Here is a 23695-nt window from a genome sequence, read left to right on the forward strand (position 1 = left end):
CAGTTAATTCCGCGCGCATTCCATAGTGTCTGCGCGCGATGCGCGCTTTGCGGAGTGCGCGAAAGATGTCCCTGCCCGAAAAAGCCTTCCCGGTCTCCTGGGACCAGTTCCACCGCGATGCGCGCGCGCTCGCCTGGCGGCTTGCCGGCGCCAACAAGGGGCAATGGAAGGCGATCGTCTGCATCACGCGCGGCGGCCTGGTTCCGGCCGCCATTATTTCGCGCGAGCTTGGCATCCGCATCATCGAGACGGTCTGCGTCGCCTCCTACCACGATTATACCAGCCAGGGGCAATTGCAGGTGCTGAAGGAGGTCACGCCGGCGCTGCTCGCCGATGACGGGGCCGGCGTGCTGATCATCGACGACCTGACCGACACCGGCAAGACGGCAGGCATCGTGCGCGCGATGATGCCCAGGGCGCATTTCGCCACCGTCTATGCCAAGCCGAAAGGCAGGCCGATGGTCGACACTTTCGTCACCGAGGTCAGCCAGGACACCTGGATCTATTTCCCCTGGGACATGGGCTTCACCTACCAGAAGCCGATCGCCGATGACCACGCCGGCTGATTCGCGGCAAAGCCGCTTGATGCACCGAGTCCGCCCAGGGGACCTCGGCACACCGATAAAGGCGTGGCGCGACGCTGCTGCAGTCGCGCCATTAGGCTGAGATCGGCGCAGATTGACGGAATCTGGCCGATCCGTGAAACATTTTTTACTTTCATTGCTTATAATTAGCCGTAAGATTCGTGAGACGGCAAATGATTCTGGAAGCTGGGGCAAGCTTCTCCGATGTTGACGAGGCCAACGACGCACAACCATAAGGCCGAACGGGTCCGACGACTCTTCGGCACGGTGCCGTCCCGCCTGCAGGTTGCAGCGCTGCCCTGGCGCGATGGCGGCGACGGCGTCGAAATCATGCTGATCACTAGCCGCGATACCGGCCGCTGGGTGCTTCCCAAGGGCTGGCCGGAAGCAAAGGAGCCGCTTTGCGAGGCGGCGGCGCGCGAAGCCGGCGAGGAGGCCGGGCTGCGCGGCACGATCTCGCATCACGAGGCCGGCCGCTATTTCTACGCCAAGGTGCTGGATTCCGGCGAGGAAGTGCCGTGCGAGGTGCTGGTGTTCCCGCTGCAGGTCGACAAGGTCGCCGACCGCTGGAAGGAAAAGCGGGCACGCACCCGCAAGTGGGTCAGCGCCGCCGAGGCCGTGGGCATGGTGCATGAACCGGATCTTCGCCAGATCATCGCCCATTTCTGCGCCGATCCACGCCGGTTCTCCTGAGCCCGAGCGGCGCATAGCCGCGGTCAGGTGCCGCGAACGCCGAAGCACCTCCGCGCGGCGCCGACCCTTCCTCGCCGCGCTCCGCTTCTATCCCCGTTATCCACATATGTGACACACAAGATGTTGGGGTCATAAAAACTACGCAAACGAATCCTTGACGGCGCAAAACGAGTCGCCTTTTATAGGCCATGCGCTCTTGTTGAGAGTGCGACCGGAAAAGTTTCGAGGCCGGTCTTTTTCCCGGAATATGTGCGTTTTGATCCGCATTCCCGCCTGTTTACGAGGCCGGCGAATGCGTGGGATTTTGAAGCCTTGGGGGGCGAAAGGGGAGGATTGTCGGACTTGAATAAATTGTCTGTTAATACTATATTTAGTGTTTGCAGGTAGGTTCGACGCTAGATAATGTGAAGTTCCCTCGACCGAGGGCGTTACAAAAAGTTTTCAGTTTTGAGGGACCCGCAGGGTCCGTGAGCGCGTCGGACAGCGGCCTCGCAAGAGGTTCGACCGGCAGGGCGGCGGAGACTGTGAAGATGAGAGCCGGCGGGTTTCGAACGCCGGCAGACGGCGGACATGCGCGTTTCGTCAAGAGGGCAGAAATCCTCTGGGAAAAGCGCTATATGTAGACAAAAGGGACCGGACCAATGCGCATCGAGCGTCGTTTCACCAAGCCAGGGCAATCAGCTTATGCGGAGATCGAATTCCGCAAGGCGCTTTCGGAGATCAAGAATCCGGATGGCTCGGTGGTGTTCCGCTTGGACAACATCGACGTGCCGGCGCAGTTCTCCCAGGTTGCCGCCGATATCCTGGCGCAGAAATATTTCCGCAAGGCGGGTGTTCCCGCACGGCTGAAGAAGGTCGAAGAGACGCAAGTCCCCTCCTTCCTGTGGCGCGCGGTCGCCGACGAGGCTGAACTGGCCAAGCTGCCGGAAGCCGAGCGCTACGGTTCCGAGACCGACGCCCGCCAGGTCTTCGACCGGCTTGCCGGCACCTGGACCTATTGGGGCTGGAAGGGCGGCTACTTCAAGTCGGAGGAAGACGCGCGCGCCTTCCGCGACGAGCTCGCCTATATGCTGGCCACCCAGCGCGTCGCGCCGAACTCGCCGCAATGGTTCAACACCGGCCTGCACTGGGCCTATGGCATCGACGGCCCGAGCCAGGGCCACTTCTATGTCGACCCGTTCACCGGCAAGCTGACCAAGTCGAAGTCTTCCTACGAGCATCCGCAGCCGCATGCCTGCTTCATCCAGGGCGTGCAGGACGACCTCGTCAACGAAGGCGGCATCATGGATTTGTGGGTGCGTGAGGCGCGCCTGTTCAAATATGGCTCCGGCACCGGCTCCAACTTCTCGTTCCTGCGCGGCGAAGGCGAAAAGCTGTCGGGCGGCGGCCGCTCGTCGGGGCTGATGAGCTTCCTCAAGATCGGCGACCGCGCGGCGGGCGCCATCAAGTCGGGCGGCACGACGCGTCGCGCCGCGAAAATGGTCATCGTCGACGCCGATCACCCAGATATCGAGGAATTCATCGACTGGAAGGTCAATGAGGAGCAGAAGGTCGCCTCGCTGGTCACCGGCTCGAAGATCGTCAAGAAGCATCTCGAAGCGATCATGAAGGTCTGCATCAACTGCGAAGGCAATGGCGACGATTGCTTCGACCCGGCGGTCAACACCGCACTGAAGCGCGAGATCAAGGCGGCCAAGAAGGACGCGGTGCCGGAGAACTACATCTACCGCGTCATCCAGTTTGCAAAGCAGGGCTACACCTCGATGTCGTTCAAGACCTACGACACCGACTGGGATTCGGACGCCTATCTCACGGTTTCCGGCCAGAATTCCAACAATTCGGTGTCGCTGAAGGACGATTTCCTGCGCGCCGTCGAGCAGGACGGCGACTGGCATCTCACCGCTCGCAAGGACGGCAAGGTGCTGAAGACGCTGAAGGCGCGCGATCTCTGGGAAAAGATCGGCTATGCGGCCTGGGCATCGGCCGATCCGGGCCTGCATTTCAACACGACGATGAACGACTGGCACACCTGCGCCTCGGCCGGTGCGATCCGTGCGTCCAACCCGTGCTCGGAATACATGTTCCTCGACGACACCGCCTGCAACCTGGCCTCGATCAACCTTCTGCCCTATCGCAACACCGACGGCACCATCGACATATCAGCCTACGAGCACACGGTGCGGCTGTGGACCATGGTGCTGGAAATCTCCGTCATGATGGCGCAGTTCCCCTCGAAGGAGATCGCCAAGCTTTCCTACGAGTACCGCACGCTCGGCCTCGGCTACGCCAATATCGGCGGCCTGCTGATGACCTCGGGCATTCCCTATGATTCCGACGAGGGCCGCGCCATCTGCGCCGCCCTCACCGCGATCATGACCGGCACGGCCTATGCCACTTCGGCCGAAATGGCCGCCGAGCTCGGCGCCTTCCCCGACTACGACCGCAATGCGCAGAACATGCTGCGCGTCATGCGCAACCACCGCCGCGCGGCCTATGGCGAAAGGGACGGCTACGAGAAGCTCGCCGTCAACCCGGTGCCGCTGGTCGCCTCGGATCTCAAGCAGCAGGAGCTTGCCGACCATGCCAAGGCCGCCTGGGACCGCGCCATCGAGCTTGGCGAGGAGCATGGCTACCGCAATGCGCAGGCGACCGTGATCGCGCCGACCGGCACGATCGGCCTGGTCATGGATTGCGACACCACCGGCATCGAGCCCGATTTCGCGCTGGTGAAGTTCAAGAAGCTCGCCGGCGGCGGCTATTTCAAGATCATCAACCGCGCCGTGCCGGAAGCGCTTAGGACATTAGGATACTCAGAGGCTCAAATTGCAGAGATCGAGGCCTATGCAGTTGGACACGGTAATCTAAATCAAGCACCGGGTATCAATCCTAGCACGCTACGAGCTAAGGGCTTTAGTGATGACAAAATTGAAGCTCTAAATTCTGCTCTAAAGTCGGCTTTTGACATTAAGTTTGTATTTAACCAGTGGACGCTAGGCGCGGACTGGGTGAAGGAAACGTTTGGGTTCACCGACGAGCAGCTCAACGACTTCTCGTTTGAGATGCTACCAAACTTAGGCTTCGGGCGAAAAGAAATCGAGGCCGCCAACATTCATGTCTGCGGCGCCATGACCCTGGAAGGCGCGCCGTTCCTGAAGGCCGAACACCTGCCGGTGTTCGACTGCGCCAGCCCGTGCGGCAAGATCGGCAAGCGTTCGCTGTCGATCAACAGCCACATCATGATGATGGCGGCGGCGCAGCCCTTCATTTCCGGCGCCATTTCCAAGACCATCAACATGCCGAACGACGCAACGGTGGAAGATGCCAAGGGCGCCTACATGCTGTCGTGGAAGCTGGCGCTGAAGGCCAACGCGCTCTATCGCGACGGCTCGAAGCTGTCGCAGCCGCTCAACGCCTCGCTGCTTGCCGACGTCGAAGACGACGAGGACGAAGCCATCGAGCAGCTGATCGCGGCGCCGGCCGCGCAGCGCGCGGTGCAGGTGACCGAGAAGATCGTCGAGCGCGTCGTCGAGCGTCTCTACCGCGACCGCGAGAAACTGCCGAACCGCCGCAAGGGCTATACCCAGAAGGCGGTCGTCGGCGGCCACAAGGTCTATCTCAGGACCGGCGAGTTCGATGACGGCCGCCTCGGCGAGATCTTCATCGACATGCACAAGGAAGGTGCCGCTTTCCGGGCGATGATGAACAACTTCGCCATCGCCATCTCGCTCGGCCTGCAATATGGCGTGCCGCTCGACGAATATGTCGAGGCTTTCACCTTCACCAAGTTCGAGCCGGCCGGCATGGTGCAAGGCAATGACGCCATCAAGAACGCCACGTCGATCCTCGACTATGTCTTCCGCGAACTCGCCGTCTCCTATCTCGGCCGCAACGACCTCGCCCATGTCGACCAGTCGGACTTCGACAAGACTGCGCTCGGGCGCGGCATCAACGAAGGCAAGGCAACGCCCTTCTCCAAGGGCCTGACCCGCGGCGCCTCGCCGGTCAAGCTGGTGTCGGGCATGGGTGCCGAGCCGAAAGGCTTTGCGGGTTCCGGCTCCGGAACTCCGGCCCGTACCGCCCCGACCGCCTTCTCCGGCTCCAACGTGCTGACGCTGAAGCCGGCCAGCGACGAAGCCATCGCCTACAAGCGCGACTACGAGGAGCGCGCCAGGGAACTGGTCGAGGACATCGTCTACGCGGAAGCCTCCGACCCGACGGAGCTGTTCACCGACGAGGCGGCGAAAGAAGCAGCCGAAGCCAAAGCACTTGCCGCCAACCGGCGCCAGCAATCACTGATGCAGGGCTACACCGGCAACGAATGCTCGGAATGCCATAACTTCACGATGGTGCGGAACGGGACTTGCGAGAAGTGCGATACTTGCGGGGCGACGAGCGGGTGTAGCTGAGGATCGATGCCGCGTGAGAACCAGCACTATGTTCCACAATTCCTTCTGCGCAATTTTTGCGCAGAAGGACAATGTCATGTCTTTGACAAATCGACCTGCAAAGAATTTCGAACTAACCCACGCAATATTATGGGCGAAGCGGATTATAATGTAGTCCGCTTAAAAGGTAATTTTTACCTGGATTTCGAAAGCAAGTTCACCCACGTAGAGAACCTAGCAAAACCTGTTCTTGAAAGCATAATAGCTAACGAGACCGTATCTGCCTTAAGCCCCATGGATTTGGCAACGCTGTGTTGTTTTGTGGTTGTGCAGCACCTTCGCTCGAAGTCGTCGCGTCAAAGCTACTCTGGCATATTTCAAGATGTCAAACTTCGGTTCCCCGATCTGAAAACGAACGACATTCCCGAGCATTTTTCGGACGAAGAATATGAAAAATTTTGTCTCCTTAAAATGAACCTCGATAAATTGGATGAGATTGCAGGACACTTGACAACCAAGAAATTGATCTTGCTAAAAAAGTGTTGCGCCGGAGAATTATACATCTCAGACAATCCACTCGTAATGCACAATTACAACGACTTTGGACCGTACGGAAATATTGGACTGGGTGTACCAGGGATCGAAATTTATTTACCGATATCTTCGGATCTCGTCCTAGGTTTTTTGTGTCCTACGATCATCGACGGCTTTCATAAAGAACGTGCCAAGGCAGAGCAAAAAATAAGTGAAATCCAACTGAAGGTTTTCGTGGATGGCGCTCTTCCGCTTCAAAGCGGTGTGTCAGTGATTTTAGATGCGAAGGAAAGGTTAGAACAGGCAAAAATGAAAATCGCAATGCTTGTCGATTCTCAATACGCGCCGATATCCAAGGACATCCTTATTTTTCTGAATGCTCTTCAAATACAATGGGCCAACAGATTTATCGCAGCACGGAGGAAGGATTTTTCCTTTGCGCATAAAGTAATGAAGGAAAAACCTCACTGGCGTGAGCACCCGCGAATTGAAGTAGCTTAAAATTAAGCCCCACCAGCGGCAAAATCATCCGTGCCGGCGACTAGCCGCGAGGGACGTGTTCGCCTCTCCCTTCTACCCTTGTGGGAGAAGGTGGCCTCGCGAAGCGAGGTCGGATGAGGGGTGCTCCAGCTTGGCACCGGCGGCGCTCCGTCCAACACCCCTCAACCGTCTCGGCGCTCCGCGCCGAGCCACCTTCTCCCACAGGGGGAGAAGGGAAGAGCGCGCTACCGCCAAGGCCGCAAACTCTCGTCCCGTACGTAGGCGATGATGGTATCGCAGACGGCGTTCAGATCCCGCAGCACGTCATCGTTCCAGAAGCGCAGCACGCGAAAGCCCCTCGCCTTCAATTCGGCATCCCGCTCCCGATCATAGCCCGAATCCGCGTGCTGGCTGCCGTCGATCTCGACAATCAGCCTGCCCTCGGCGCAAACGAAATCGGCGATGAACCGGCCGACCGGGACCTGACGCCGGAATTTGATGCTGTCGAGCTTGCGTCCGCGCAGCTCATGCCACAGGCGGGTCTTCCGCCTCGGTCGGCTCGCGTCGCATAGAGCGGGCGAAACGACGCTTGGTCGGCGCGACGGGCTGGTGCGGCATGGGACGAGGGTATCCAATCTGGGCATGACGTCCAAGGAATTTGAGACCAAGTGTGGAAAACCGAGCGCTATCCCTTCTCCCCTTGTGGGAGAAGGTGGCCTCGCGAAGCGAGGTCGGATGAGGGGTGCTCCAGCTTGGCACCGACGCACTCCGTCCAACACCCCTCAACCGTCTTGGCGCTGCGCGCCAATCCACCTTCTCCCACATGGGGAGAAGGAAGAAGCTGCCGCGCTACTCCGCCTCGGCCACCATCTGCCTTCCACCAACCCAGTCGCGCCACGCCTTCTCATCGCCGTGGAAGACGTTGAGGTCGATGCGGCCTCTTACGCCGTGCGACAGGCCGGAGCCGGAATATTGCCAGAACAGCCATTTGCGGCCGGGATAAACCTTTGATGGGTGCGCCGCCACGGCGCGCAGCCAAAATGGATAATCTGGGAAGGCGCCCCTGAGATTGTCACGGTAGAAGTCAGGCGCGGTGTAGATGATCGGGCGCTGGCCGTAGTAGCGCTCGAGCATGTCCATGAACACCTGCATCTTCTCCAGCACCTTTTGCCGCGACGGGCGGCGCTTGCAGCTGGATTCGCCGTTCCACTCGACGTCGATCACCGGCGGCAGCGCGCCCTCGACCCTCGGCACGTTGCGGATGAACCAGTCGGCCTGCTCGCCGGCGGTGCGGCACCAGTAGAAGAAGTGGTAGGCGCCGCGCTTCAGGCCGGCAGCGTCGGCATTGCGCCAGTTCCTGGTAAACATCGGGTCGAGATGATCGCCGCCGTCGGTGGCCTTGATGTAGGCGAAGTTGGCGCCCTGGGCGCGCAGCTTTTGCCAGTTCACATTGCCCTGCCAGCGCGAAACGTCGACGCCGTGGACGGCAAGGCGCCTCGGCGAGGAGGACTTACCGAAATTGATCGGCTTGGCATCGCGAAAACCATAGCGCGTGACCGGCTCGGCAAGCATCGCCGGTGCTGCGCGTGTCAGCCGCTTCGGCGGCGACATCAGCGCGATGACCTCGGCCGGCGGATCGATGTCCTGATCGGGTGCGCCCATCGCGACCTGTTGTTCGTCCTGCTCCTGTTCGGCAAAAGCGGGCGCAGCATCAGTTTTCGCAGCAGATGCCACCGGCGCGGGTGGCCGCACAACCGAGCTGGTGGTCTCACTGGACGGCACTTGCAGCGCATCGACGCCGGAGGTCGACGTGCAGCCGGCAAGGCACAGCGCTGCGATCGAGAAGATGACGACGCCTGATAGCTGCATCTGGACCTGTACGCAAAACACAACAGACCGAAGGCAGGACAACGCCGCCGGACAAACCAAGCTGGATTCCTAACAAGAAACTACCAACAAAGTTTGAATCGAATTGTTAGGGCTTTGCATCGGGACGTTGGCCGGGCGGAGGTGTGCTGTCCCTCCAATGTTCGGCCACGTCGCTGCCTCGGCTTGACAACTCACGGCATGAGATTAGTCTCTACTAATCTTACGGTGTAAGGCACCACGTGGAGGACGTCATGCAGCCCGCCGCCCTGTCAGAATTGCAGCCCGTAGTCCCGCCGGAGCCATGCTCGCCCGCCATCGGGGTCGACGAGATATCTGGCGATCTCAGCCGCACCATCGAACGCGCCGAGGTCGATGCCTGGCTCGATCTCTATCGCGCCGCCCCGGCAGACTTTGCCGCAAGGCAAGGCCTTGCCATCGCCGAAGATGGCGATCTCGTCTGGACCACCTGCACGACGATCCCGTTCATCCATTTCAACTGCGTCAAGAATTTCGGTGTCGATAGCGCAGCCACCGAGAGCCGGCTCGACGCGCTTCTGGCGCATTATCGCGACGCCGGCATTCTGCGGCCCTGGTTCTACACCAACCCACACACCGAGCCCGCGACGCTCAGCTGCTGGCTCGAGGCGCGCGGCCTGCAACGTCAGGGCGGCTGGGAGCGCATCTTTCGCGACGCTACGCCATTGCCAGCGGAGCCGCTTTTCCCGACTGAGAACGTCTCGGTCGAGCGGGTGACGCCGGCAACGGCAAGGGAATGGGCCGGGTTCATCGACAGCCAATATCGGTTGCCGACCTCACCGTGGTTGCTGGCGCTGGCCGGCCGACGCGGCTGGCAGCATTACATGCTGCGGCGGGACGGCGCGGTGGCGGCGGTGCGCTCGATGTTCATCGGTGCCGACGGCATGGCCTGGAGCGGCATCGACGCGCCGGTTCCCGGCATCATGGCGCCGAGCTTCGACCTCGATGCAATGCTTGGCGAAGCGATGGTGCGCGACGGACTTGCGGCCGGTGCAAAACTGTTCGTGGCCGACATCGAGGCGCCGCGCGCCGAACGCGACGGGCCGGCGTATCGCAACTATGCGGGCCTCGGCTTCAGGCTCGCTTATTTCCGCAGCCATTACAGCTATTTGCCGGCAAATTCCGGCTGACCGCTTCAAGACCCTAGCCGCACAGCCACAGCTTGTGGCAGGTCGTGGCCATCAGGTGGGCCGGCGGTACAAAACGATCGTTGACCGCCACATCATCGTCCGCCCGGCGGACCTTTTCCTCGAGCAGCGTACGAAGTTCTGCCGGCTGCACGCGGTCGCGCTCCATCACCAGCTTGATCATCGGATCGCTCAAGAGCTCGTCCAGGGTGTTGATGCTGTCGTTCATTCCGTCGCCTCCTCGACTGCCGCCCGCACGCAATAGATAGGCAGCAATGATGGCCCGCCAATGACGCTTTGCCGGCTATCTCGTGTCGCTTCGGATTAAATTTTGTCCAGATTTCACCTCAAGCCGGAGGTGGCGCGCCTTCATATTGCGGCAGGCCGTCATCGATCTGCACCCAGGGCTGCTTCGAGGCGGTCCAGATATGCATCTCAGGCCTGAACACCGAGGGATCATCGAGGGAGCCGGTGGTGATGCCGATGATGCCGGCGGAATCGCGTCGGGAAAACATCGTCGTGCCGCAGCGGGGACAAAAGCCGCGCTTGAGATCGGGCGAGGAATTCACCGTCGCCAGCGGTCCGTCGACTGTCACATCGTCGATGCGGAACAGCACGCGCGCGTTGAAGGCGGCACCCAGTGCCTTCTGGCAGAGCCGGCAATGGCAGACGCGCTCATTGATCGGTGCCGCCTCGGCACGGTAGCGCACCGCACCGCACAAACACCCGCCCTGATATCTTGCCATCGCCCGTGTCCCTTCCCTGCGAGGATAGGCGATACCTATCGATAGGCGTGGCGGCGTCAATTGAAAAGCTTTGATGGCGCCGTCCAAAGCTGTGATCCGGCCGATCCACGATTGGCCCGATGCGTCGGCCAAGGCCTCATAGATGAAAACCGGCCATCGCGCAGGAGACGGCCGGCAGACAATTGACTGGGCGTCAGTTCGTTTCGTTGACGACCTCATCCCAGGTCTTGACCTTGGTCTCGCCATTGAGGAACGGCAGCGTGGCAGCTGTCAGTTCCGGCGCGAAGAACACGTCGTAGTGGGTGCGGTTCGGCAGGATCGCCAGGCGGTTTTGCGACAGGTTCTCGCGCATCCAGCCGGCGTCCTTCAACCCGCCGCCAAGCATCTGGTAGAACTTGATCTCGTGCTCGGGCCGGTACATGTCGCTGTCGCCGAACACCAGCATGACCGGCATTTTCAGCTTCGGCACGTCGGCGGAATAATCGTAGTCCTTGCGCATATAGGCGCCGAGCTGGTCGAGCAGTTTCGGAAAATCCTCCGGATGCGGCGCGACCGCGACGTAGGATTTGTACATCGGCGTGTCCTTCATCATGTCGGCCATCGCCGCACCGACTTGTGCCTGCTGACCACGCATTTCGGCATAGAAGCCGTCCGCGGCGTAGCCGGTCGAGACCAGCACCAGGCGGCGCACCGTTTCGGGATGCTGCACGGCCATGCGGAAGGCGACGCCGCCACCCAGCGAATAACCCATGACGTCGATCTTGGCGTAGCCGAGTGCCTTGACGATCGCCGCCATGTCGTCGCCCATCGCCTCCAGGCTGAGCGGCCGGTCGCCGAGCGCGGTGCGGCCATGGCCCTGCAGGTCGACCCCGATCACGGTGCGGTTCTCGGTAAGCTTCGGCAGGATCGGCGCGAACATGTCGATCGTGCCGAGACCGCCATGCAGCAGAAGCAGCGGCTCGCCCTTGCCATAGACGGCGTAATAATAGTTCAGGCCGTTGATCGGCAGCAGGCCGGATTTTTCCGGTGTCGGCAGTGTTGCGGTTGCGGTCGTCATGGCGGGCTTGGCCTCGTCTGCGTTGATGGTGCCCGGCGCGGCAAATAGCGCGGCGGCCGAGGCGAATATGGCGAAAAATACCGATCTGGACACGTCAGTCTCCCTCTCCCGTTTGCATCAAAGTCGCTTTGCGACCTCCTCAAGCTGTTCGGCGCACTGGCCCCAGCCCTCGTGAAAACCCATTTTCTCGTGCTGTTCACGGTCGGCGACCGACCAATGCGCGACGCGGGCAATGTAGCGGGTCTTACCCTCGCCCTCGTCCTCAAAGGTCAGCACGACCGTCATGAACGGCTTTTCGGACGGCTCCCACGCCTTCGTATAGGCATCGGTGAAGACGAGCTTTTTGCCCGGTACGACTTCGAGGAAGATGCCTGGATTCGGGAACTCCTTGCCGTCGGGATCGGCCAGGACGACAAGGGTGGAGCCCCCGGTCCGCACATCCATTTCGGCGCGCGGGGTCATCCACGGCTTCGGCGAGAACCATTGCGTCAACAGCTTTGGCTCGGTCCAGCAGCGATAGACGTTCTCGTGCGGCGCATCGATGATGCGCGCGAGAACCAGCTCGCGGTCGGAGTTGGGGGCGATGTCGAGCTTGGTGGTCATGGTGTTTCCTCACACGTCGGTTTTGGCTTCCGTGTCTAGGACGAACCGACACGACGCAAGCCGACACGGCCCGCGAAAAAATCCGCGGGACAGGAGATTCGAACGACGGAAATAAGTGGCTTCAGTGGCGCTTGGCTTGCACCAGATAGGCGTCGATCTCGGTCTCGCCGAGCCACTTGGCCGCTTCCAGCCGATGCAACCCTTCGACCAGGATATGGCGCTTGCCGTCATGGCGCACTTGGATCGGCATCTTCATGCCGTTTTCCAGAATGTCCTCGGCCAGATGGCGGACGGTCTCGGGATGCAGCGTCTTTTTGCGCGCCGTCGGTACGTAGATATCGTTGACCCTAACCTTTTGCACTCTCAGCATGTCGGCTCCCGTGGCGGACAAGGCCGCGTTTTGTGAGATAGTCTGTTTGTCCGGCAACGCCAAGGGAGCGCCCGGCAATGGCTGGCCCGATCGTTTCCAATTGACGCTTGGCCGGCGGATGGCCGAAATGGCGGCCTTCGACCTTAGCGGTGTCCATGAACCACCTGCCGACCGAGTTTCCCGATTTCGGACTGACGCCGGAGCAGCGAGGCCAGGCGGTGCGCAGCCATTACTGGGAATGGCCGGGGATGGATGGCGGGCGCGGCGAAATCTGGTGCTACAGCGACCGTTTTTCCTACCGTCCTGGCGACATGGTGGCACTGCATGTCAGTTCGACGGCCGCCAGTTTCGGCATCGCGATCGTCCGCGACGGCGGCGCGGAAACGACAATGTTCGAAGGGACCGGAATCGCGGCGCGCTGGCAAGATACGCCGGACCAATGTTCGGTCGAAGGCTGCGGCTGGCAAGCGTCGTTCGAGTTTCGCATCGGCGACGACTGGCCGTCCGGCGCCTATCGCGTCACGCTTGAAGCAGATGGCCGGGACGGCAAGCCGATCCGCTGCCACCATCTTTTTATCATCGCGCCGCAGCCCGGCAAAAAGCCTGGCCGTGTGCTGCAGGTGGCGGCCACCGGCACCTGGCTCGCCTACAATACATGGGGCGGTTCCAACCATTACGAAGGCATCACCGGGCCAGACCGGGACCAATATGCACGAATGGTGTCGACCCAACGGCCGTGGTGCCGCGGCTTCGTCGTGCTGCCCAGGGACGCGCCGCGCGTGCCGCTCGAAGTCGCCGTGCCGCCGAAAACCGTGCCGCGCTATCCGCATATGGAATGGGCCTTTGCTACCGGCCATTCGAAGAAATACGCCTCGTCCGGCTGGGCAAGCTACGACAGCCATTTCTTCCGCTTCGCCGAGCGTGCCGGCTACGCCGTCGATCTCGCCAGCCAGCACGATCTGCATTTTTCGCCTGACATTCTCGACGGCTATGACTGCGTCGTCCTGGTCGGCCACGACGAATATTGGACCTGGGAAATGCGCGATGCGGTCGACACCTATGTCGAGCGCGGCGGTCATGCGGCGCGCTTTGCCGGCAATTTCATGTGGCAGACCAGGCTGGAGGACGAAGGCCGCCGGCAGGTCTGCTACAAATACCGCGCCCGTGCCGAGGACCCGGCCTATCGCGGCGGCGATATAAGGCGCGCCACCAATTCCTGGGAAGCGCCGGAAATCGGCCGGCCGGGTGCCGCGACCTTCGGTCTCAACGCGACAAGAGGCGTCTATGCCGGCTGGGGCGGCTGCGCGCCGCGCGGCGTACGCGGCTTTCCGGTCTACCGGCCGGAGCATTGGGCGTTTGCCGGCACCGGCATCTACTATGGCGATCTGCTCGGCGCCGACAGCCATGTCTATGGCTACGAGGTCGACGGGCTCGATTTCGAGATCCGCGGCGGCCTGCCCTACCCCAAGCCCGACAGCGGTGCACCGGACGGCCTGCAAGTGCTGGCCGTCGGCATGGCGAGCCAGGTCGAGGAAAGCGCCGACATTGCGTTCGAGGACCAGTTTCTCGGCGACGAGGACGGACGCTTCACCGCCGAGACGCTGTTCGGCGAGGCAAGCGATGCCAACCTCGACAAGGTCAAACGCGGCAACGGCATGATCGTCAATTTCCCGCGCGGCAAAGGCGAGGTGTTTCACGCCGGAAGCTGCGAATGGGTTGCCGGCCTGCTAAGGCAGGATGCGATTGTCGAGCGCGTCACCAGAAATGTCCTCGACCGCTATCTTGGAAAGCCATGACATGTTGAAGTCTCCTGCCCCGGAAACTCGCGAAGCCTCGCATCTGTTTTATCTATCCAGCCTGCGCCGGCCGATGATCGACCGCGCCGAAGGCATCTACATGTGGACGCAGGATGGCCGCCGCTTCATCGACGGATCGAGCGGTCCGATGGTTGCCAATATCGGCCACTCCAATCGCAACGTGCTCGACGCGATGAAACGGCAGATGGACCGCGCCACCTTCGCTTACCGTCTGCATTTCGAGAACGAACCGGCAGAGGAGCTCGCGCGGCAGCTGGCGGCCAAACTCCCCGAGGGCATGGACCGCATCTTCTTTGTCTCCGGCGGCTCGGAAGCGACCGAATCCTGCATCAAGCTGGCGCGGCAATGGGCGGTCGCCACCGGCCAGCCCAGCCGTTGGAAGGTGATCTCGCGCTTTCCCTCCTATCATGGCGGCACGCTCGGCGCGCTCGCCGTTACCGGCGACGATGCGCTGTCCGAAACATTTGTGCCGATGATGCAGATGATGCCGACCGTGCCGGCGCCCATCGCCTGGCGCGACCGCGACAATCTTTCGATGGAACAGCGCGGCATCCGCTACGCCGACATGCTGGAGGAAAAGATCCTCGCCGAGGGACCGCAGAGCGTGCTCGCCTTCATCATGGAGCCAGTCGGCGGCGCTGCCACGGCAGCACTGGTGGCGCCCGACAGCTACTATCCGCGCATCCGCGAGATCTGCGATCGCTACGGCATCCTGCTCATCCATGACGAAGTGATGAGCGGTGCCGGCCGCACCGGAAAATTCCTCGGCGGCGACCACTGGAACTGCAAGCCCGACATCGTCGCGCTGTCGAAGGGGCTGGGCTCTGGCTACGCGCCGCTCGGCGCGCTGGCGGCACCGATGCGGCTGGTGCAGCCATTGCTCGCGTCGGGCGGCTTTCAGCACGGCCACACCTACGCCGGCAACCCGCTCGCCTGCGCCGCCGGGCTCGCCGTACTCGGCGAAATGGACCGTCTCGGCCTGATCGCCAATGCGGCTGACATGGGCGAGCTTTTGATGGACGAGTTGAAGCGATTGGCGAAGCGGTTTCCATTCATCGCCGACGTCCGTGGCAAGGGCCTGCTCACCGGTGCCGAGATGCTTGCGGATCCCGACACTCTGAGGCCGATCGAGCCTGCAAAGAAGGCCACCCAGCGGCTGCTCGACCTCGCCTATGAGCGCGGCCTGATCATCTACGGACGCAAGGTCAAGGGCGGCGTCGACGGCGACAATTTCATGGTCGCGCCGCCGATGATCGTCACCGCCGCGCAGATCGGCGAGATCATATCCATCATCGGCGACTCGCTCGAGGTGCTGGCCGGCGAGCTCGACCTGCCGGTCGAAGGCTGAGAGACGAACCATGGCGTCGCGAAAAGTCATCATCACCTGCGCCATCACCGGGTCGGTACACACCCCGTCGATGTCGCCGCATCTGCCCGTGACGCCGGACCAGATCGCCGCAGACGCGATCGCCGCCGCCGAGGCCGGCGCTTCGATCCTGCATCTTCATGCCCGCGACCCTAGGGATGGGCGGCCGACCGCCGACCCCGAGGTGTTCATGCAGTTCCTGCCGCGCATCAAGCAGGCGACCGACGCGGTGATCAACATCACCACCGGCGGATCGTCGCTGATGACGCTCGACCAGCGGCTGGCCGCGCCGCTCAGGGCCGAGCCGGAAATGTGTTCGCTCAATATGGGTTCGATGAATTTCGCGCTGTTCCCGATGCTCGAGCGGCCGCGAGAATGGCAGCACGAATGGGAGCCGAAGCTGCTCGAGGCTACCCGTGACACGATCTTCAAGAACACCTTTGCCGACATGGAGACGGTGCTCGAGAAGCTCGGGCGTGGTTGCGGCACGCGCTTCGAATTCGAGTGCTACGATGTCGGCCATCTCTATTCGCTGGCGCATTTTCGCGATCGTGGACTGGTGTCCGGACCTTTATTCATCCAGTTTGTTTTGGGCATTCTTGGCGGCATCGGCGCCGATCCAGAAAACCTGATCCATATGAAGCGCATCGCCGACAAACTGTTCGGCGACAGCTACCGGTTTTCGGTGCTGGCCGCCGGACGCCACCAGATGCCGATGATCTCGATTGCGGCGGCGATGGGCGGCAATGTCCGCGTCGGGCTGGAGGATAGCCTCTACGAAGGGCGCCAGCTCGCCAAGTCCAATGCCGACCAGGTGCGCCGCATCCGCGGCGTGCTCGACGGATTGTCGCTGGACGTCGCGACGCCGGCCGAGGCGCGGCAGATGCTGGCGCTCAAAGGCGGCGACCGCGTGGCGTTCTGAGATGCGACCGTGACCAACCCACCGTCAAGAGACATTGTCATCCGGCCCGGGACCGTCGAGGACGTCGAAACCATCCACGCCGCGCTCCTGCGGCTCGGCGCGCATGTCGGCGCACATCAGGAGATCACCTCGACAGCTCAGGATCTCCGCACCTATGGCTTTGGCGAAAAGCCTGCCTTCTCGACCTTGATCGCCGAAATCGGTGGCGAATTTGCCGGGCTTTGCCTGTATTTCCCGATCTTCTCGACATGGATGGGACGGCCCGGCGTCTATGTGCAGGACCTCTATGTCGAGGACCGTTTTCGTGGCCGCAGGATCGGCGAACGCCTGCTGCGCCGAGTCGCGGCGCAATGCCGGAAGAACGGCGGCGCCTATCTCAGGCTGTCCGTCGATACCGACAACGAGACCGCCAAGGCTTTTTACGAACGATTGGGCATTGCCTGGTCCAGCTACGAGCAGGTGCAGAAGATCGTCGGCGACGCCTTTTTCGCTTTTGCCGATGCACCGGAGGAGCCAACATGAAAGCCTTCTATGCCGAAGAACAGAAGCGCCACGACCCGAAGGCGTTCCTCTCGAGCGGCGCGCCGCAGCCCAATCCGGAAAAGCCGGAACGGGTCGAGCGATTGTTGGCCGGCGCAAAGGCTGCCGGCTGCACGATCGAACGGCCGCGGGATCACGGGCTCGGCCCGATTGCGGCGGTGCATACGCCGGAATATCTCTATTTTCTCCAGCATATCTTCGCGCGCTGGCAGCGCATCGAGGGCGCGTCGGCCGAGGTCATCCCCAATATCCATCCGATCGCGCGGAACGGCTCCTATCCGGCCTCGGCGGTCGGCCAGGCCGGCTACCACATGGCCGACACCGCCTGCCCGATCTCCGGCGAGACGTGGCAGAGCGCGTTTTGGAGCGCCTGGAGCGCGGTTGAAACGGCCGCGGCGGTGATGTCGGGAGCGCCGGCCGCCTATGCGCTGTGCCGGCCGCCCGGCCATCACGCCTTTGCCGATGTCGCCGGCGGCTTCTGCTTCGTCAACAATTCGGCCGTCGCTGCACAGGTTCTGCGCAAGCAGGCGGCGCGGGTGGCGATCCTCGATGTCGACCTGCACCACGGCAACGGCACGCAAGGCATCTTCTATGCCCGGCCGGACGTGCTCACCGTGTCGCTGCATGCCGACCCGGTGCGCTTCTACCCGTTTTTCTGGGGCTATGGCGACGAGCGCGGCGAAGGCGCCGGCCTCGGCTACAATCTCAACCTGCCGCTAGCGCGCAAATCCGGCGACGCCGCGTTCCTCGAAGCGCTGGCGATGGCGTTCCAGCGCATCAAGGCCTTCTCGCCCGATGCGCTTGTGGTGGCGCTGGGGCTAGACGCCTTCGAAGGTGATCCGTTCGGCGGGCTGTCGGTGAGCACGCCTGGTTTTTCGCGCATTGGCGAGGTGATCGCCGGGCTCGGCCTGCCAACGGTCATCGTCCAGGAAGGCGGCTATCTCTGCGACGAGCTCGGCGACAATCTCACCGCCTTCCTCACCGGTTTTGGCGGCACCCACAAGCGATGATCCGCCCGCGAGGGCCGCTCAGGATCGTTCCTGCCGCAGCATGGCGACAACGCGGTGCACGCTCTCCAGCGTCTCGTCGATCTCGGCTGCAGTGTTGTAATGAGCGATGCCGATGCGCACCACGCCCTGCTCGGCCGGAATGCCGAGCTGGTGGACGATCTCCCAGGCGTAGTTGTGGCCGGACCACAGGAAGATGTTTTCCGCATTCATCTGCCGCACGATCGTCTCCGGCACGATGCCCTCGACGGTGAACGACACCGTCGGCACGCGCTCATTGATCCGCTTCGGATCGGTGATGCCGTGGATGGTCAGGCCGGCAATATCCGACAAGCCATCGATCAGTTGTCGCGTCAGCGGGTTCTCGTAAGCGATTGAAACTTCGAAGGCCTTGGCGATTTTCAGCCGACGCGATCCTTGCGCGCCGGCTGCCGCGCCCAACTCGGCAAAATAATCGACAGCTGCCGACAGGCCGGCCATCAATTCAATCTGCGGCGTGCCGAGCTCGAAGCGCTCCGGCAAGGCATTGGACGAGCAACGGCATTTATACGGCTTAAGCGCATCGATAACGTCCAGCCTGCCCCACAAAATCCCCATATGCGGGCCGAAGAACTTGTAAGCCGAGCAGATCAGGAAATCGCAGCCGAGGTTTTGGACGTCGATCAGGCCATGCGGCGCGAGCTGGACGGCATCGACGTAGACCAACGCACCAGCCCGCCTGGCGATGCCGGTCAACGTCTTCACCCGGTTGATCGACCCGGTGAGATTGCTGGCGTAGTTGAGCGCGACGAGCCGCGTCCTCTCGGAAAGCAGCGCGGCGAGCGCCGCCTCTTCGATCTGCCAGCTCTGCTGGTCGAAGGGCAGCCAGCGCACGACAAGGCCAAGGTCTTCTGCCAGTTGCAGCCAAGGCGAGACGTTGCCCTCATGGTCCATGCGGGTGAGGATGATCTCGTCCCCGGGCTTCATCGTGCGGCCGAGCGTTCGCGACATGTGGTAGGTCAATGTCGTCATGTTGGCACCGATGATAATTTCCTGCGGGCTCGCAGCGCCGAGAAAATCCGCCATCGCCAGATGGGCCTCGTCCCCGATGCCTTGTGCTGCAACGGTGGTGTCGAAGAAGCCGCCGAGGTTGGCATTCGTGGTCAGCAAGCAACGCGATACTGCGTCGGCCACCGACTGCGGCACCTGCGTGCCGGCAGGATTGTCGAGATAGATGCGCCGGCGGCCCTTGTCGGTCAGCGACAAAGCCGGAAATTTCGCGCGCACCGCGTCGATCCAGAAGTCCATGGCTGTTCCCCTCTCCTTATGACGATCGGACAACCGCGTCCCGACGCATCAAGGGCACGGATTGCCGACGCGCTGGTGGATCGCATCAACGGCTTTCTGCATGTCCTCGGTCCAGACCACGTCGGCGGAAGAGAGCGCCATTTCGAGTTGCGAAATGGTGGTGGCGCCGATGATGTTCGAGGTGACCAAGGGCCGGTTCGAGACATAGGCATTGGCAAACAGCGCCGGCTCCATGCCGAAGGTGCGCGCCAACCGGTTGTATTCGAGCTGCACGTCGGCAGCATTCGGAGTCTCGTAGCGCTGGCCGCGGTTGAACAACTGCGAGCGCGAGCCCTGCGGCCGCGCGCCATGATCGTATTTGCCGGTCAAATAGCCTTGCGCCAGCGGCGAATAGGCAAGCAGCGACACCTGCTCGCGCTCGCAGACTTCGGCAAGGTTCACCTCGAAGGTGCGATTGACGAAATTATAGGCGTTCTGCAGCGAGGCGACGCGCGGGCCGAGGCCCTTGTCGGCTTCGGCGATGAAACGCATGACGCCCCAGGAATTCTCGTTCGACAGGCCGAAATGGCGGATCTTGCCGGCCTTCACCAGTTCATCAAATACGGCAAGCGTCTCGGCGATCGGCGTCTCTCCTTCCGGCACGCCGGCGGCATCGGAGCGTCGCGGTACGGCGCCGATGCGGTTCGGATTGGCGCCCCACGGCACGTCGCGTTCCGGCCAATGGATCTGATAGAGGTCGATGTAATCGGTGTTGAGCCTGGCGAGTGACTTATCGATAGCGTCGAAGATATCGGCGCGCACCAGCTTAGACGGGCGGTCGCCGCGAAACCAAGTGTTGGCGGTGCGACCAACTACCTTCGAGGCGATGATCACCTGGTCGCGATTGCGCTTCGCCTTCATCCAATTGCCGATGAATGTCTCGGTACGGCCTTGTGTCTCCGCCTTGGGCGGGATCGGATAGAGTTCGGCGGTGTCGATGAAATTGACGCCGCGAGCAAACGCCAGATCCATCTGGGCGTGACCGTCCGCCTCGGTGTTCTGCTGGCCCCAGGTCATCGATCCGAGGCAGATTTGCGACACGAAAAGATCGGTCTGGCCGAGACGGCGTTTGTGCATGGAGTTTCTCCGGCGGGAATTTTGCGCGGCTGCGCGAGGAGGAAGCAATAGCATACAGGAAAGCGTCGCCCGCTTCCAAGCCCACGGATGGAAGGTCAGACGACTTTCCCGGGACGCCGGCGGACAGGGTTTATCCCTGCGGCTAATAAAAAGCCGGACTGCATTTTCATGCAGTCCGGAAGTTCGCCAGGAATGGCGAGGAAAAAACCGGCCAAGTGCCGGCATAGACGCCTACGGTCAAAGCGCCGCAGAAGTTTCGCCGGACCAGCCGAATTATGTCAAAAAAGATCAGGGCAGCATGGCTGCCATGCGAATGCTGCACTGCACAATCGTCATGATCTGCTTATATTGACCGCCTTGGAGGTTCAATAAGGGGCTTGAATCATGGGATTCTTCACTGAAATGTTCGCTCGTCCGCGTCCGCGGGAACAGCTGCGCTATCGAGCGGCGCTGGCGCTGCTCCATTCGATGAGCAATGCCGATCGCGCCGATATCGGCGTTAAGCCTGCCGATTTCCCGCGCATCGCCCGGGAAATGTCCCTGCGCTAAACAACCGTGAGATATCCGCCGTGGCGGATATCTCCCGAGCGGATCTCAACGCGATCCGAGGAAGATCGACTTGCCCAATGCCACGCCGTTGTGGCGCAGGATGTCGTAGGCGGTGGTCAGGTGGAAATAGAAATTGGGCATGGCGGCATGCAGTAGATACTGCATCCCCGGCATCGAAACCTCGCGTCCCGCAAGCCGCAGTTCGACTATCCTGTCATCTGAACCATCGAATTCGGCCGCCGAAAATGTCGCGAGATAGTCGAGCGTCTTGGTAAGGCGGGCCTGCAGATCAGCGAAGTTCGCCTCATTGTCCTCGTATTTTGGCACCTCGCGTCCCGCAAGCCGTGACGGGGCGCCTTTGGCGTGATCGGTGGCAATCTGTACCTGCCTGGTCAGGGCAAACATGTCCGGCGCCAACCTCGCCGTCAGATACACCTGCGGATCGATCTTGCGATCAGCCGCATTTTGCTCGGCAATGTTCAGCACATTGGCTAGTGCCTTCAGCCTCGCCGAAAATACCGGCACGGATGCTTCATACATTGATATGGTCACAAGAAATCTCCACGCGGCCCGACTGCCGAGGGCGAGAGGTAGCGCCTTCGCAGGCGATTGTTCAAGCGTCACCACGTCGCCGCAATCGATATGATAGGATTTTTCATCGAGTGGAGGTTCCCGATGAGACGCGCCCTTTTTGCAGCGACCGCTTTTGTGTCTCTTGCCATTGCCGGCCAATCGGCGCTCGCCGCAGACGCGCCTTATATCGACGACAGGTCGAATGCCGAAGCGGTCATCCGGTCACTTTATAGTGCCATCAGCCGGCACGAATTCGCGCGCGCCTGGGATTATTTCGGCGACACCAAGCCGGCCAAGCATTTCAATTCCTTCGTCAAAGGCTATGACAGCACGGACACGGTCGAAGTCAAAACCGGTGGCGTATCCGAAGACGGGGCTGCCGGCAGCATCTACTATAGCGTTCCGGTCGCCATCCGGGCGACGGCCAAGGACGGCAGCGAAAATGTCTTTGCCGGCTGCTATACGCTGCGCCAGATCAACGCCTCGATCCAGGAACCGCCATTTCGCTCGATCTTCATCGATAAGGGTGCGCTGAAACCCTCAAAGGCCGATTTCGAGGATGCCGTGCCGGCAAGCTGCGGCGAAGGACGGCCGCCGCCGAAGAAGGACGCAGCGCTTGAGCAAGCCAAAAAGGCGTTTGCCGCGACTTATGGCGACCAGTGTGACAAGGATCTTTTGGCGCAGGAGCCGGACATTTTCTCGATCCCCTATAAGGGCAAGGATACGTCTGCCAGTGATCCCGAAAGCGAAACGCGGCTTTTCCATTTCGCCTGCTCGGCCGCGGCCTACAACGAAAACTCGATCTATTACATGAGCGACGACGTGCTTGGCGTGAGACAATTGCAGTTCGCCGAACCTGAGATGGACATCCGCTACGAGAACAATGACAGCGACGGCAAATTGCTGGGCATGACCATAGTTGGCTTCCAGACCTCCGGCTGGGCAACTAATTCCGATTACGACGAAGAGACCAAGACGATCACCAGCTTCAACAAATGGCGTGGCATCGGCGATGCCTCTTCATCAGGGACCTATCTGTTTCGCAACGGCGATTTTTCCCTGGTCCAGTACGATGTCGACGCGTCTTATGACGGCGAGGAAAATCCGCAGACGGTCGTCGACTACAATACCGCGCCTTAGGGAGCCTTCGACAACATCCAATTGAGCGTGCCGCGCCAGTCGGTCATGCGGATAGGGGTGCCATGCGTGCCGGTCTCGAAGCGGACGAAGCGGGTCGGATAGGCTTTCGATTTGGCCAGAATCGATCGGAAGAAGGCTTCCTGTTTCTCGATTGGAAACACCGGGTCCTTGCTGCCCTGGCCGAAGAAGACCGGCACACGACGCTTGAAGGCGGGGCTTGAGAAGAAACTCTCGTCCCATAGCGAGCCGAGCAGCAGCAGCCCGTCGATGCGCCCGCCGGTGTCATGGCGGGCGGCCAGCTTCCAGCATATTGAGCCGCCCATCGAGCCGCAGGCGACGAAGATTTTTGCGCTCGGCGATTGTTCGGCATAGTGGTTGATCAGCGCGGCGATCTGGGTCGCACCGGTGTCGCCGAAATCGGAAAAATCCGGCGACAGATAGAGGCCGCCATTGCCGGCCATCAGGTTCTTGATGCGGTTGAAATTGCCGCCGAAGGTGAAGTCGTCAATGCCCTGCTTGCGGCTGCCGCCCTGCCCGTGCAGATAAAGCACGATGATGCTGGCGCCCCCGGTCTTGCCGACGGCAATATGGCGGACATCGCCTGCATCGGTCGGCAGCAAGAGATCGTGCTGCACCTTACGCACGCCGGTGTCGGAGTATTGCGCGTGTACACGACGCTCAGGCACTTCGTCACGAGCGTTGATGTCGCGCAGCTCACGATAATCGACAACCGTATAGGCGCCGTTGCTCTCGGACGAGAGCGTGCCCGGGTAGGCGAACAGATCGTCCTTGAAGGGTTTGAGTTCGAGAGCGTTGGCGTAGGCGGCACAAGAGAGCGACAAAAGAATCGCCATCAGCAGGGCCGGGAGGCCGAAGGGAGGCAAGCGGAACCGG

The 23695-nt window shown here is 61.5% G+C and carries 23 protein-coding genes; 12 read left to right on the forward strand and 11 right to left on the reverse strand.

What is annotated here, in order from left to right; translation table 11 throughout:
• Positions 1-65: 65 nt before the first annotated feature.
• The 4 genes from gpt to NKH67_RS10715 all read left to right on the forward strand — a co-directional run bounded on the left by gpt (position 66) and on the right by NKH67_RS10715 (position 6697).
• Positions 66-566 carry a xanthine phosphoribosyltransferase gene (gene gpt, locus NKH67_RS10700; protein ID WP_352481145.1) on the forward strand — a complete coding sequence of 167 codons (501 nt, stop codon included), beginning with the start codon at positions 66-68 and terminating at the stop codon, positions 564-566.
• 222 nt (positions 567-788) lie between these two features.
• Positions 789-1277 carry an NUDIX hydrolase gene (locus NKH67_RS10705; RefSeq protein WP_352501616.1) on the forward strand — a complete coding sequence of 163 codons (489 nt, stop codon included), beginning with the start codon at positions 789-791 and terminating at the stop codon, positions 1275-1277.
• A gap of 641 nt (positions 1278-1918) precedes the next feature.
• A complete protein-coding gene (locus tag NKH67_RS10710; protein ID WP_352501615.1) occupies positions 1919-5683 on the forward strand; it encodes a vitamin B12-dependent ribonucleotide reductase in 3765 nt (1254 codons plus the stop codon).
• A 6-nt stretch (positions 5684-5689) separates the two neighbouring features.
• Positions 5690-6697 (forward strand): DUF4238 domain-containing protein, encoded by a 1008-nt coding sequence (locus NKH67_RS10715; protein ID WP_352614080.1) that lies wholly within the window; start codon positions 5690-5692, stop codon positions 6695-6697.
• 224 nt (positions 6698-6921) lie between these two features.
• Here the strand turns inward: NKH67_RS10715 and NKH67_RS10720 are convergent, their stop codons facing one another.
• Positions 6922-7320 (reverse strand): endonuclease domain-containing protein, encoded by a 399-nt coding sequence (locus tag NKH67_RS10720; RefSeq protein ID WP_352501613.1) that lies wholly within the window; start codon positions 7318-7320, stop codon positions 6922-6924.
• A 205-nt stretch (positions 7321-7525) separates the two neighbouring features.
• Positions 7526-8545, reverse strand: a complete 1020-nt coding sequence (locus NKH67_RS10725; RefSeq protein ID WP_352501612.1) for a GH25 family lysozyme — start codon at positions 8543-8545, stop codon at positions 7526-7528.
• Between the two features lie 251 nt (positions 8546-8796).
• On the opposite strand from NKH67_RS10725, the gene NKH67_RS10730 reads away from it, so the two are divergent.
• Positions 8797-9711 carry a hypothetical protein gene (locus NKH67_RS10730; protein ID WP_352501611.1) on the forward strand — a complete coding sequence of 305 codons (915 nt, stop codon included), beginning with the start codon at positions 8797-8799 and terminating at the stop codon, positions 9709-9711.
• Between the two features lie 13 nt (positions 9712-9724).
• On the opposite strand, the gene NKH67_RS10735 is transcribed toward NKH67_RS10730, so the two are convergent.
• From NKH67_RS10735 to NKH67_RS10755, 5 genes are all read right to left on the reverse strand, one after another.
• Positions 9725-9937: a hypothetical protein gene (locus NKH67_RS10735; protein WP_023717422.1), complete on the reverse strand. Its 213-nt coding sequence runs from the start codon at positions 9935-9937 to the stop codon at positions 9725-9727.
• 118 nt (positions 9938-10055) lie between these two features.
• Positions 10056-10454 carry a GFA family protein gene (locus NKH67_RS10740; protein WP_023674754.1) on the reverse strand — a complete coding sequence of 133 codons (399 nt, stop codon included), beginning with the start codon at positions 10452-10454 and terminating at the stop codon, positions 10056-10058.
• 193 nt (positions 10455-10647) lie between these two features.
• Positions 10648-11604 carry an alpha/beta fold hydrolase gene (locus NKH67_RS10745; RefSeq protein WP_352501610.1) on the reverse strand — a complete coding sequence of 319 codons (957 nt, stop codon included), beginning with the start codon at positions 11602-11604 and terminating at the stop codon, positions 10648-10650.
• A 24-nt stretch (positions 11605-11628) separates the two neighbouring features.
• The gene (locus tag NKH67_RS10750; RefSeq protein WP_352501609.1) at positions 11629-12114 is read right to left on the reverse strand and encodes an SRPBCC family protein; all 486 of its coding nucleotides are present in this window, start codon (positions 12112-12114) and stop codon (positions 11629-11631) included.
• A gap of 121 nt (positions 12115-12235) precedes the next feature.
• Positions 12236-12484, reverse strand: coding sequence for a ParB N-terminal domain-containing protein (locus NKH67_RS10755; protein ID WP_023674751.1), 249 nt, complete (start codon positions 12482-12484; stop codon positions 12236-12238).
• A 155-nt stretch (positions 12485-12639) separates the two neighbouring features.
• On the opposite strand from NKH67_RS10755, the gene NKH67_RS10760 reads away from it, so the two are divergent.
• The 5 genes from NKH67_RS10760 to NKH67_RS10780 are packed head-to-tail and all read left to right on the forward strand — an operon-like array spanning position 12640 to position 18139.
• Positions 12640-14280: a N,N-dimethylformamidase beta subunit family domain-containing protein gene (locus NKH67_RS10760; RefSeq protein ID WP_352501607.1), complete on the forward strand. Its 1641-nt coding sequence runs from the start codon at positions 12640-12642 to the stop codon at positions 14278-14280.
• Between the two features lies 1 nt (position 14281).
• Positions 14282-15649 carry an aminotransferase family protein gene (locus NKH67_RS10765; protein ID WP_352501606.1) on the forward strand — a complete coding sequence of 456 codons (1368 nt, stop codon included), beginning with the start codon at positions 14282-14284 and terminating at the stop codon, positions 15647-15649.
• 10 nt (positions 15650-15659) lie between these two features.
• Positions 15660-16589, forward strand: a complete 930-nt coding sequence (gene kce, locus NKH67_RS10770) for a 3,5-dioxohexanoate:acetyl-CoA acetone transferase (RefSeq protein WP_352501605.1) — start codon at positions 15660-15662, stop codon at positions 16587-16589.
• Between the two features lie 9 nt (positions 16590-16598).
• Positions 16599-17111 (forward strand): GNAT family N-acetyltransferase, encoded by a 513-nt coding sequence (locus NKH67_RS10775; RefSeq protein ID WP_352501604.1) that lies wholly within the window; start codon positions 16599-16601, stop codon positions 17109-17111.
• Positions 17108-18139: a histone deacetylase family protein gene (locus NKH67_RS10780; RefSeq protein ID WP_352501603.1), complete on the forward strand. Its 1032-nt coding sequence runs from the start codon at positions 17108-17110 to the stop codon at positions 18137-18139. Before NKH67_RS10775 ends, NKH67_RS10780 begins: the two co-directional genes overlap by 4 nt.
• Positions 18140-18157: 18 nt before the next feature.
• On the opposite strand, the gene NKH67_RS10785 is transcribed toward NKH67_RS10780, so the two are convergent.
• Together NKH67_RS10785 and NKH67_RS10790 are read right to left on the reverse strand one after the other, a co-directional pair.
• Complete coding sequence (locus NKH67_RS10785) at positions 18158-19423, reverse strand: cysteine desulfurase-like protein (RefSeq protein ID WP_352501602.1); 1266 nt, start codon at positions 19421-19423, stop codon at positions 18158-18160.
• A gap of 48 nt (positions 19424-19471) precedes the next feature.
• The gene (locus NKH67_RS10790) at positions 19472-20539 is read right to left on the reverse strand and encodes an aldo/keto reductase (RefSeq protein WP_352501601.1); all 1068 of its coding nucleotides are present in this window, start codon (positions 20537-20539) and stop codon (positions 19472-19474) included.
• Positions 20540-20923: 384 nt separating this feature from the next.
• Here NKH67_RS10790 and NKH67_RS10795 point away from each other — a divergent pair, with 384 nt between their 5' ends.
• A complete protein-coding gene (locus NKH67_RS10795) occupies positions 20924-21088 on the forward strand; it encodes a hypothetical protein (RefSeq protein WP_023674744.1) in 165 nt (54 codons plus the stop codon).
• A 45-nt stretch (positions 21089-21133) separates the two neighbouring features.
• On the opposite strand, the gene NKH67_RS10800 is transcribed toward NKH67_RS10795, so the two are convergent.
• Positions 21134-21640: a DUF1993 domain-containing protein gene (locus NKH67_RS10800; protein WP_352541421.1), complete on the reverse strand. Its 507-nt coding sequence runs from the start codon at positions 21638-21640 to the stop codon at positions 21134-21136.
• 123 nt (positions 21641-21763) lie between these two features.
• Between NKH67_RS10800 and NKH67_RS10805 the strand changes: the two genes are divergently transcribed.
• Entirely contained in the window at positions 21764-22801 is a 1038-nt protein-coding gene (locus tag NKH67_RS10805) for a DUF1176 domain-containing protein (RefSeq protein ID WP_353030751.1), read from the forward strand.
• Here the strand turns inward: NKH67_RS10805 and NKH67_RS10810 are convergent.
• On the reverse strand, positions 22798-23655 hold the full coding sequence (locus NKH67_RS10810) for an alpha/beta hydrolase (RefSeq protein ID WP_352501599.1): 858 nt from the start codon (positions 23653-23655) through the stop codon (positions 22798-22800). The two genes, NKH67_RS10805 and NKH67_RS10810, sit on opposite strands and share 4 nt — an antisense overlap.
• Positions 23656-23695: the final 40 nt, after the last annotated feature.

Source organism: Mesorhizobium sp. M0968, assembly GCF_040319065.1.
GTDB lineage: Bacteria > Pseudomonadota > Alphaproteobacteria > Rhizobiales > Rhizobiaceae > Mesorhizobium.

What these genes read in the sequence shown, in the direction of transcription:
- gpt (WP_352481145.1), top strand. Translation starts at nt 66, where the DNA reads ATGTCCCTGCCCGAAAAAGCCTTCCCGGTCTCCTGGGACCAGTTCCAC.
- NKH67_RS10705 (WP_352501616.1), top strand. Translation starts at nt 789, where the DNA reads ATGTTGACGAGGCCAACGACGCACAACCATAAGGCCGAACGGGTCCGA.
- NKH67_RS10710 (WP_352501615.1), top strand. Translation starts at nt 1,919, where the DNA reads ATGCGCATCGAGCGTCGTTTCACCAAGCCAGGGCAATCAGCTTATGCG.
- NKH67_RS10715 (WP_352614080.1), top strand. Translation starts at nt 5,690, where the DNA reads ATGCCGCGTGAGAACCAGCACTATGTTCCACAATTCCTTCTGCGCAAT.
- NKH67_RS10720 (WP_352501613.1), bottom strand. Translation starts at nt 7,320, where the DNA reads ATGCCCAGATTGGATACCCTCGTCCCATGCCGCACCAGCCCGTCGCGC.
- NKH67_RS10725 (WP_352501612.1), bottom strand. Translation starts at nt 8,545, where the DNA reads ATGCAGCTATCAGGCGTCGTCATCTTCTCGATCGCAGCGCTGTGCCTT.
- NKH67_RS10730 (WP_352501611.1), top strand. Translation starts at nt 8,797, where the DNA reads ATGCAGCCCGCCGCCCTGTCAGAATTGCAGCCCGTAGTCCCGCCGGAG.
- NKH67_RS10735 (WP_023717422.1), bottom strand. Translation starts at nt 9,937, where the DNA reads ATGAACGACAGCATCAACACCCTGGACGAGCTCTTGAGCGATCCGATG.
- NKH67_RS10740 (WP_023674754.1), bottom strand. Translation starts at nt 10,454, where the DNA reads ATGGCAAGATATCAGGGCGGGTGTTTGTGCGGTGCGGTGCGCTACCGT.
- NKH67_RS10750 (WP_352501609.1), bottom strand. Translation starts at nt 12,114, where the DNA reads ATGACCACCAAGCTCGACATCGCCCCCAACTCCGACCGCGAGCTGGTT.
- NKH67_RS10755 (WP_023674751.1), bottom strand. Translation starts at nt 12,484, where the DNA reads ATGCTGAGAGTGCAAAAGGTTAGGGTCAACGATATCTACGTACCGACG.
- NKH67_RS10760 (WP_352501607.1), top strand. Translation starts at nt 12,640, where the DNA reads ATGAACCACCTGCCGACCGAGTTTCCCGATTTCGGACTGACGCCGGAG.
- NKH67_RS10765 (WP_352501606.1), top strand. Translation starts at nt 14,282, where the DNA reads ATGTTGAAGTCTCCTGCCCCGGAAACTCGCGAAGCCTCGCATCTGTTT.
- kce (WP_352501605.1), top strand. Translation starts at nt 15,660, where the DNA reads ATGGCGTCGCGAAAAGTCATCATCACCTGCGCCATCACCGGGTCGGTA.
- NKH67_RS10780 (WP_352501603.1), top strand. Translation starts at nt 17,108, where the DNA reads ATGAAAGCCTTCTATGCCGAAGAACAGAAGCGCCACGACCCGAAGGCG.
- NKH67_RS10785 (WP_352501602.1), bottom strand. Translation starts at nt 19,423, where the DNA reads ATGGACTTCTGGATCGACGCGGTGCGCGCGAAATTTCCGGCTTTGTCG.
- NKH67_RS10790 (WP_352501601.1), bottom strand. Translation starts at nt 20,539, where the DNA reads ATGCACAAACGCCGTCTCGGCCAGACCGATCTTTTCGTGTCGCAAATC.
- NKH67_RS10795 (WP_023674744.1), top strand. Translation starts at nt 20,924, where the DNA reads ATGGGATTCTTCACTGAAATGTTCGCTCGTCCGCGTCCGCGGGAACAG.
- NKH67_RS10805 (WP_353030751.1), top strand. Translation starts at nt 21,764, where the DNA reads ATGAGACGCGCCCTTTTTGCAGCGACCGCTTTTGTGTCTCTTGCCATT.
- NKH67_RS10810 (WP_352501599.1), bottom strand. Translation starts at nt 23,655, where the DNA reads ATGGCGATTCTTTTGTCGCTCTCTTGTGCCGCCTACGCCAACGCTCTC.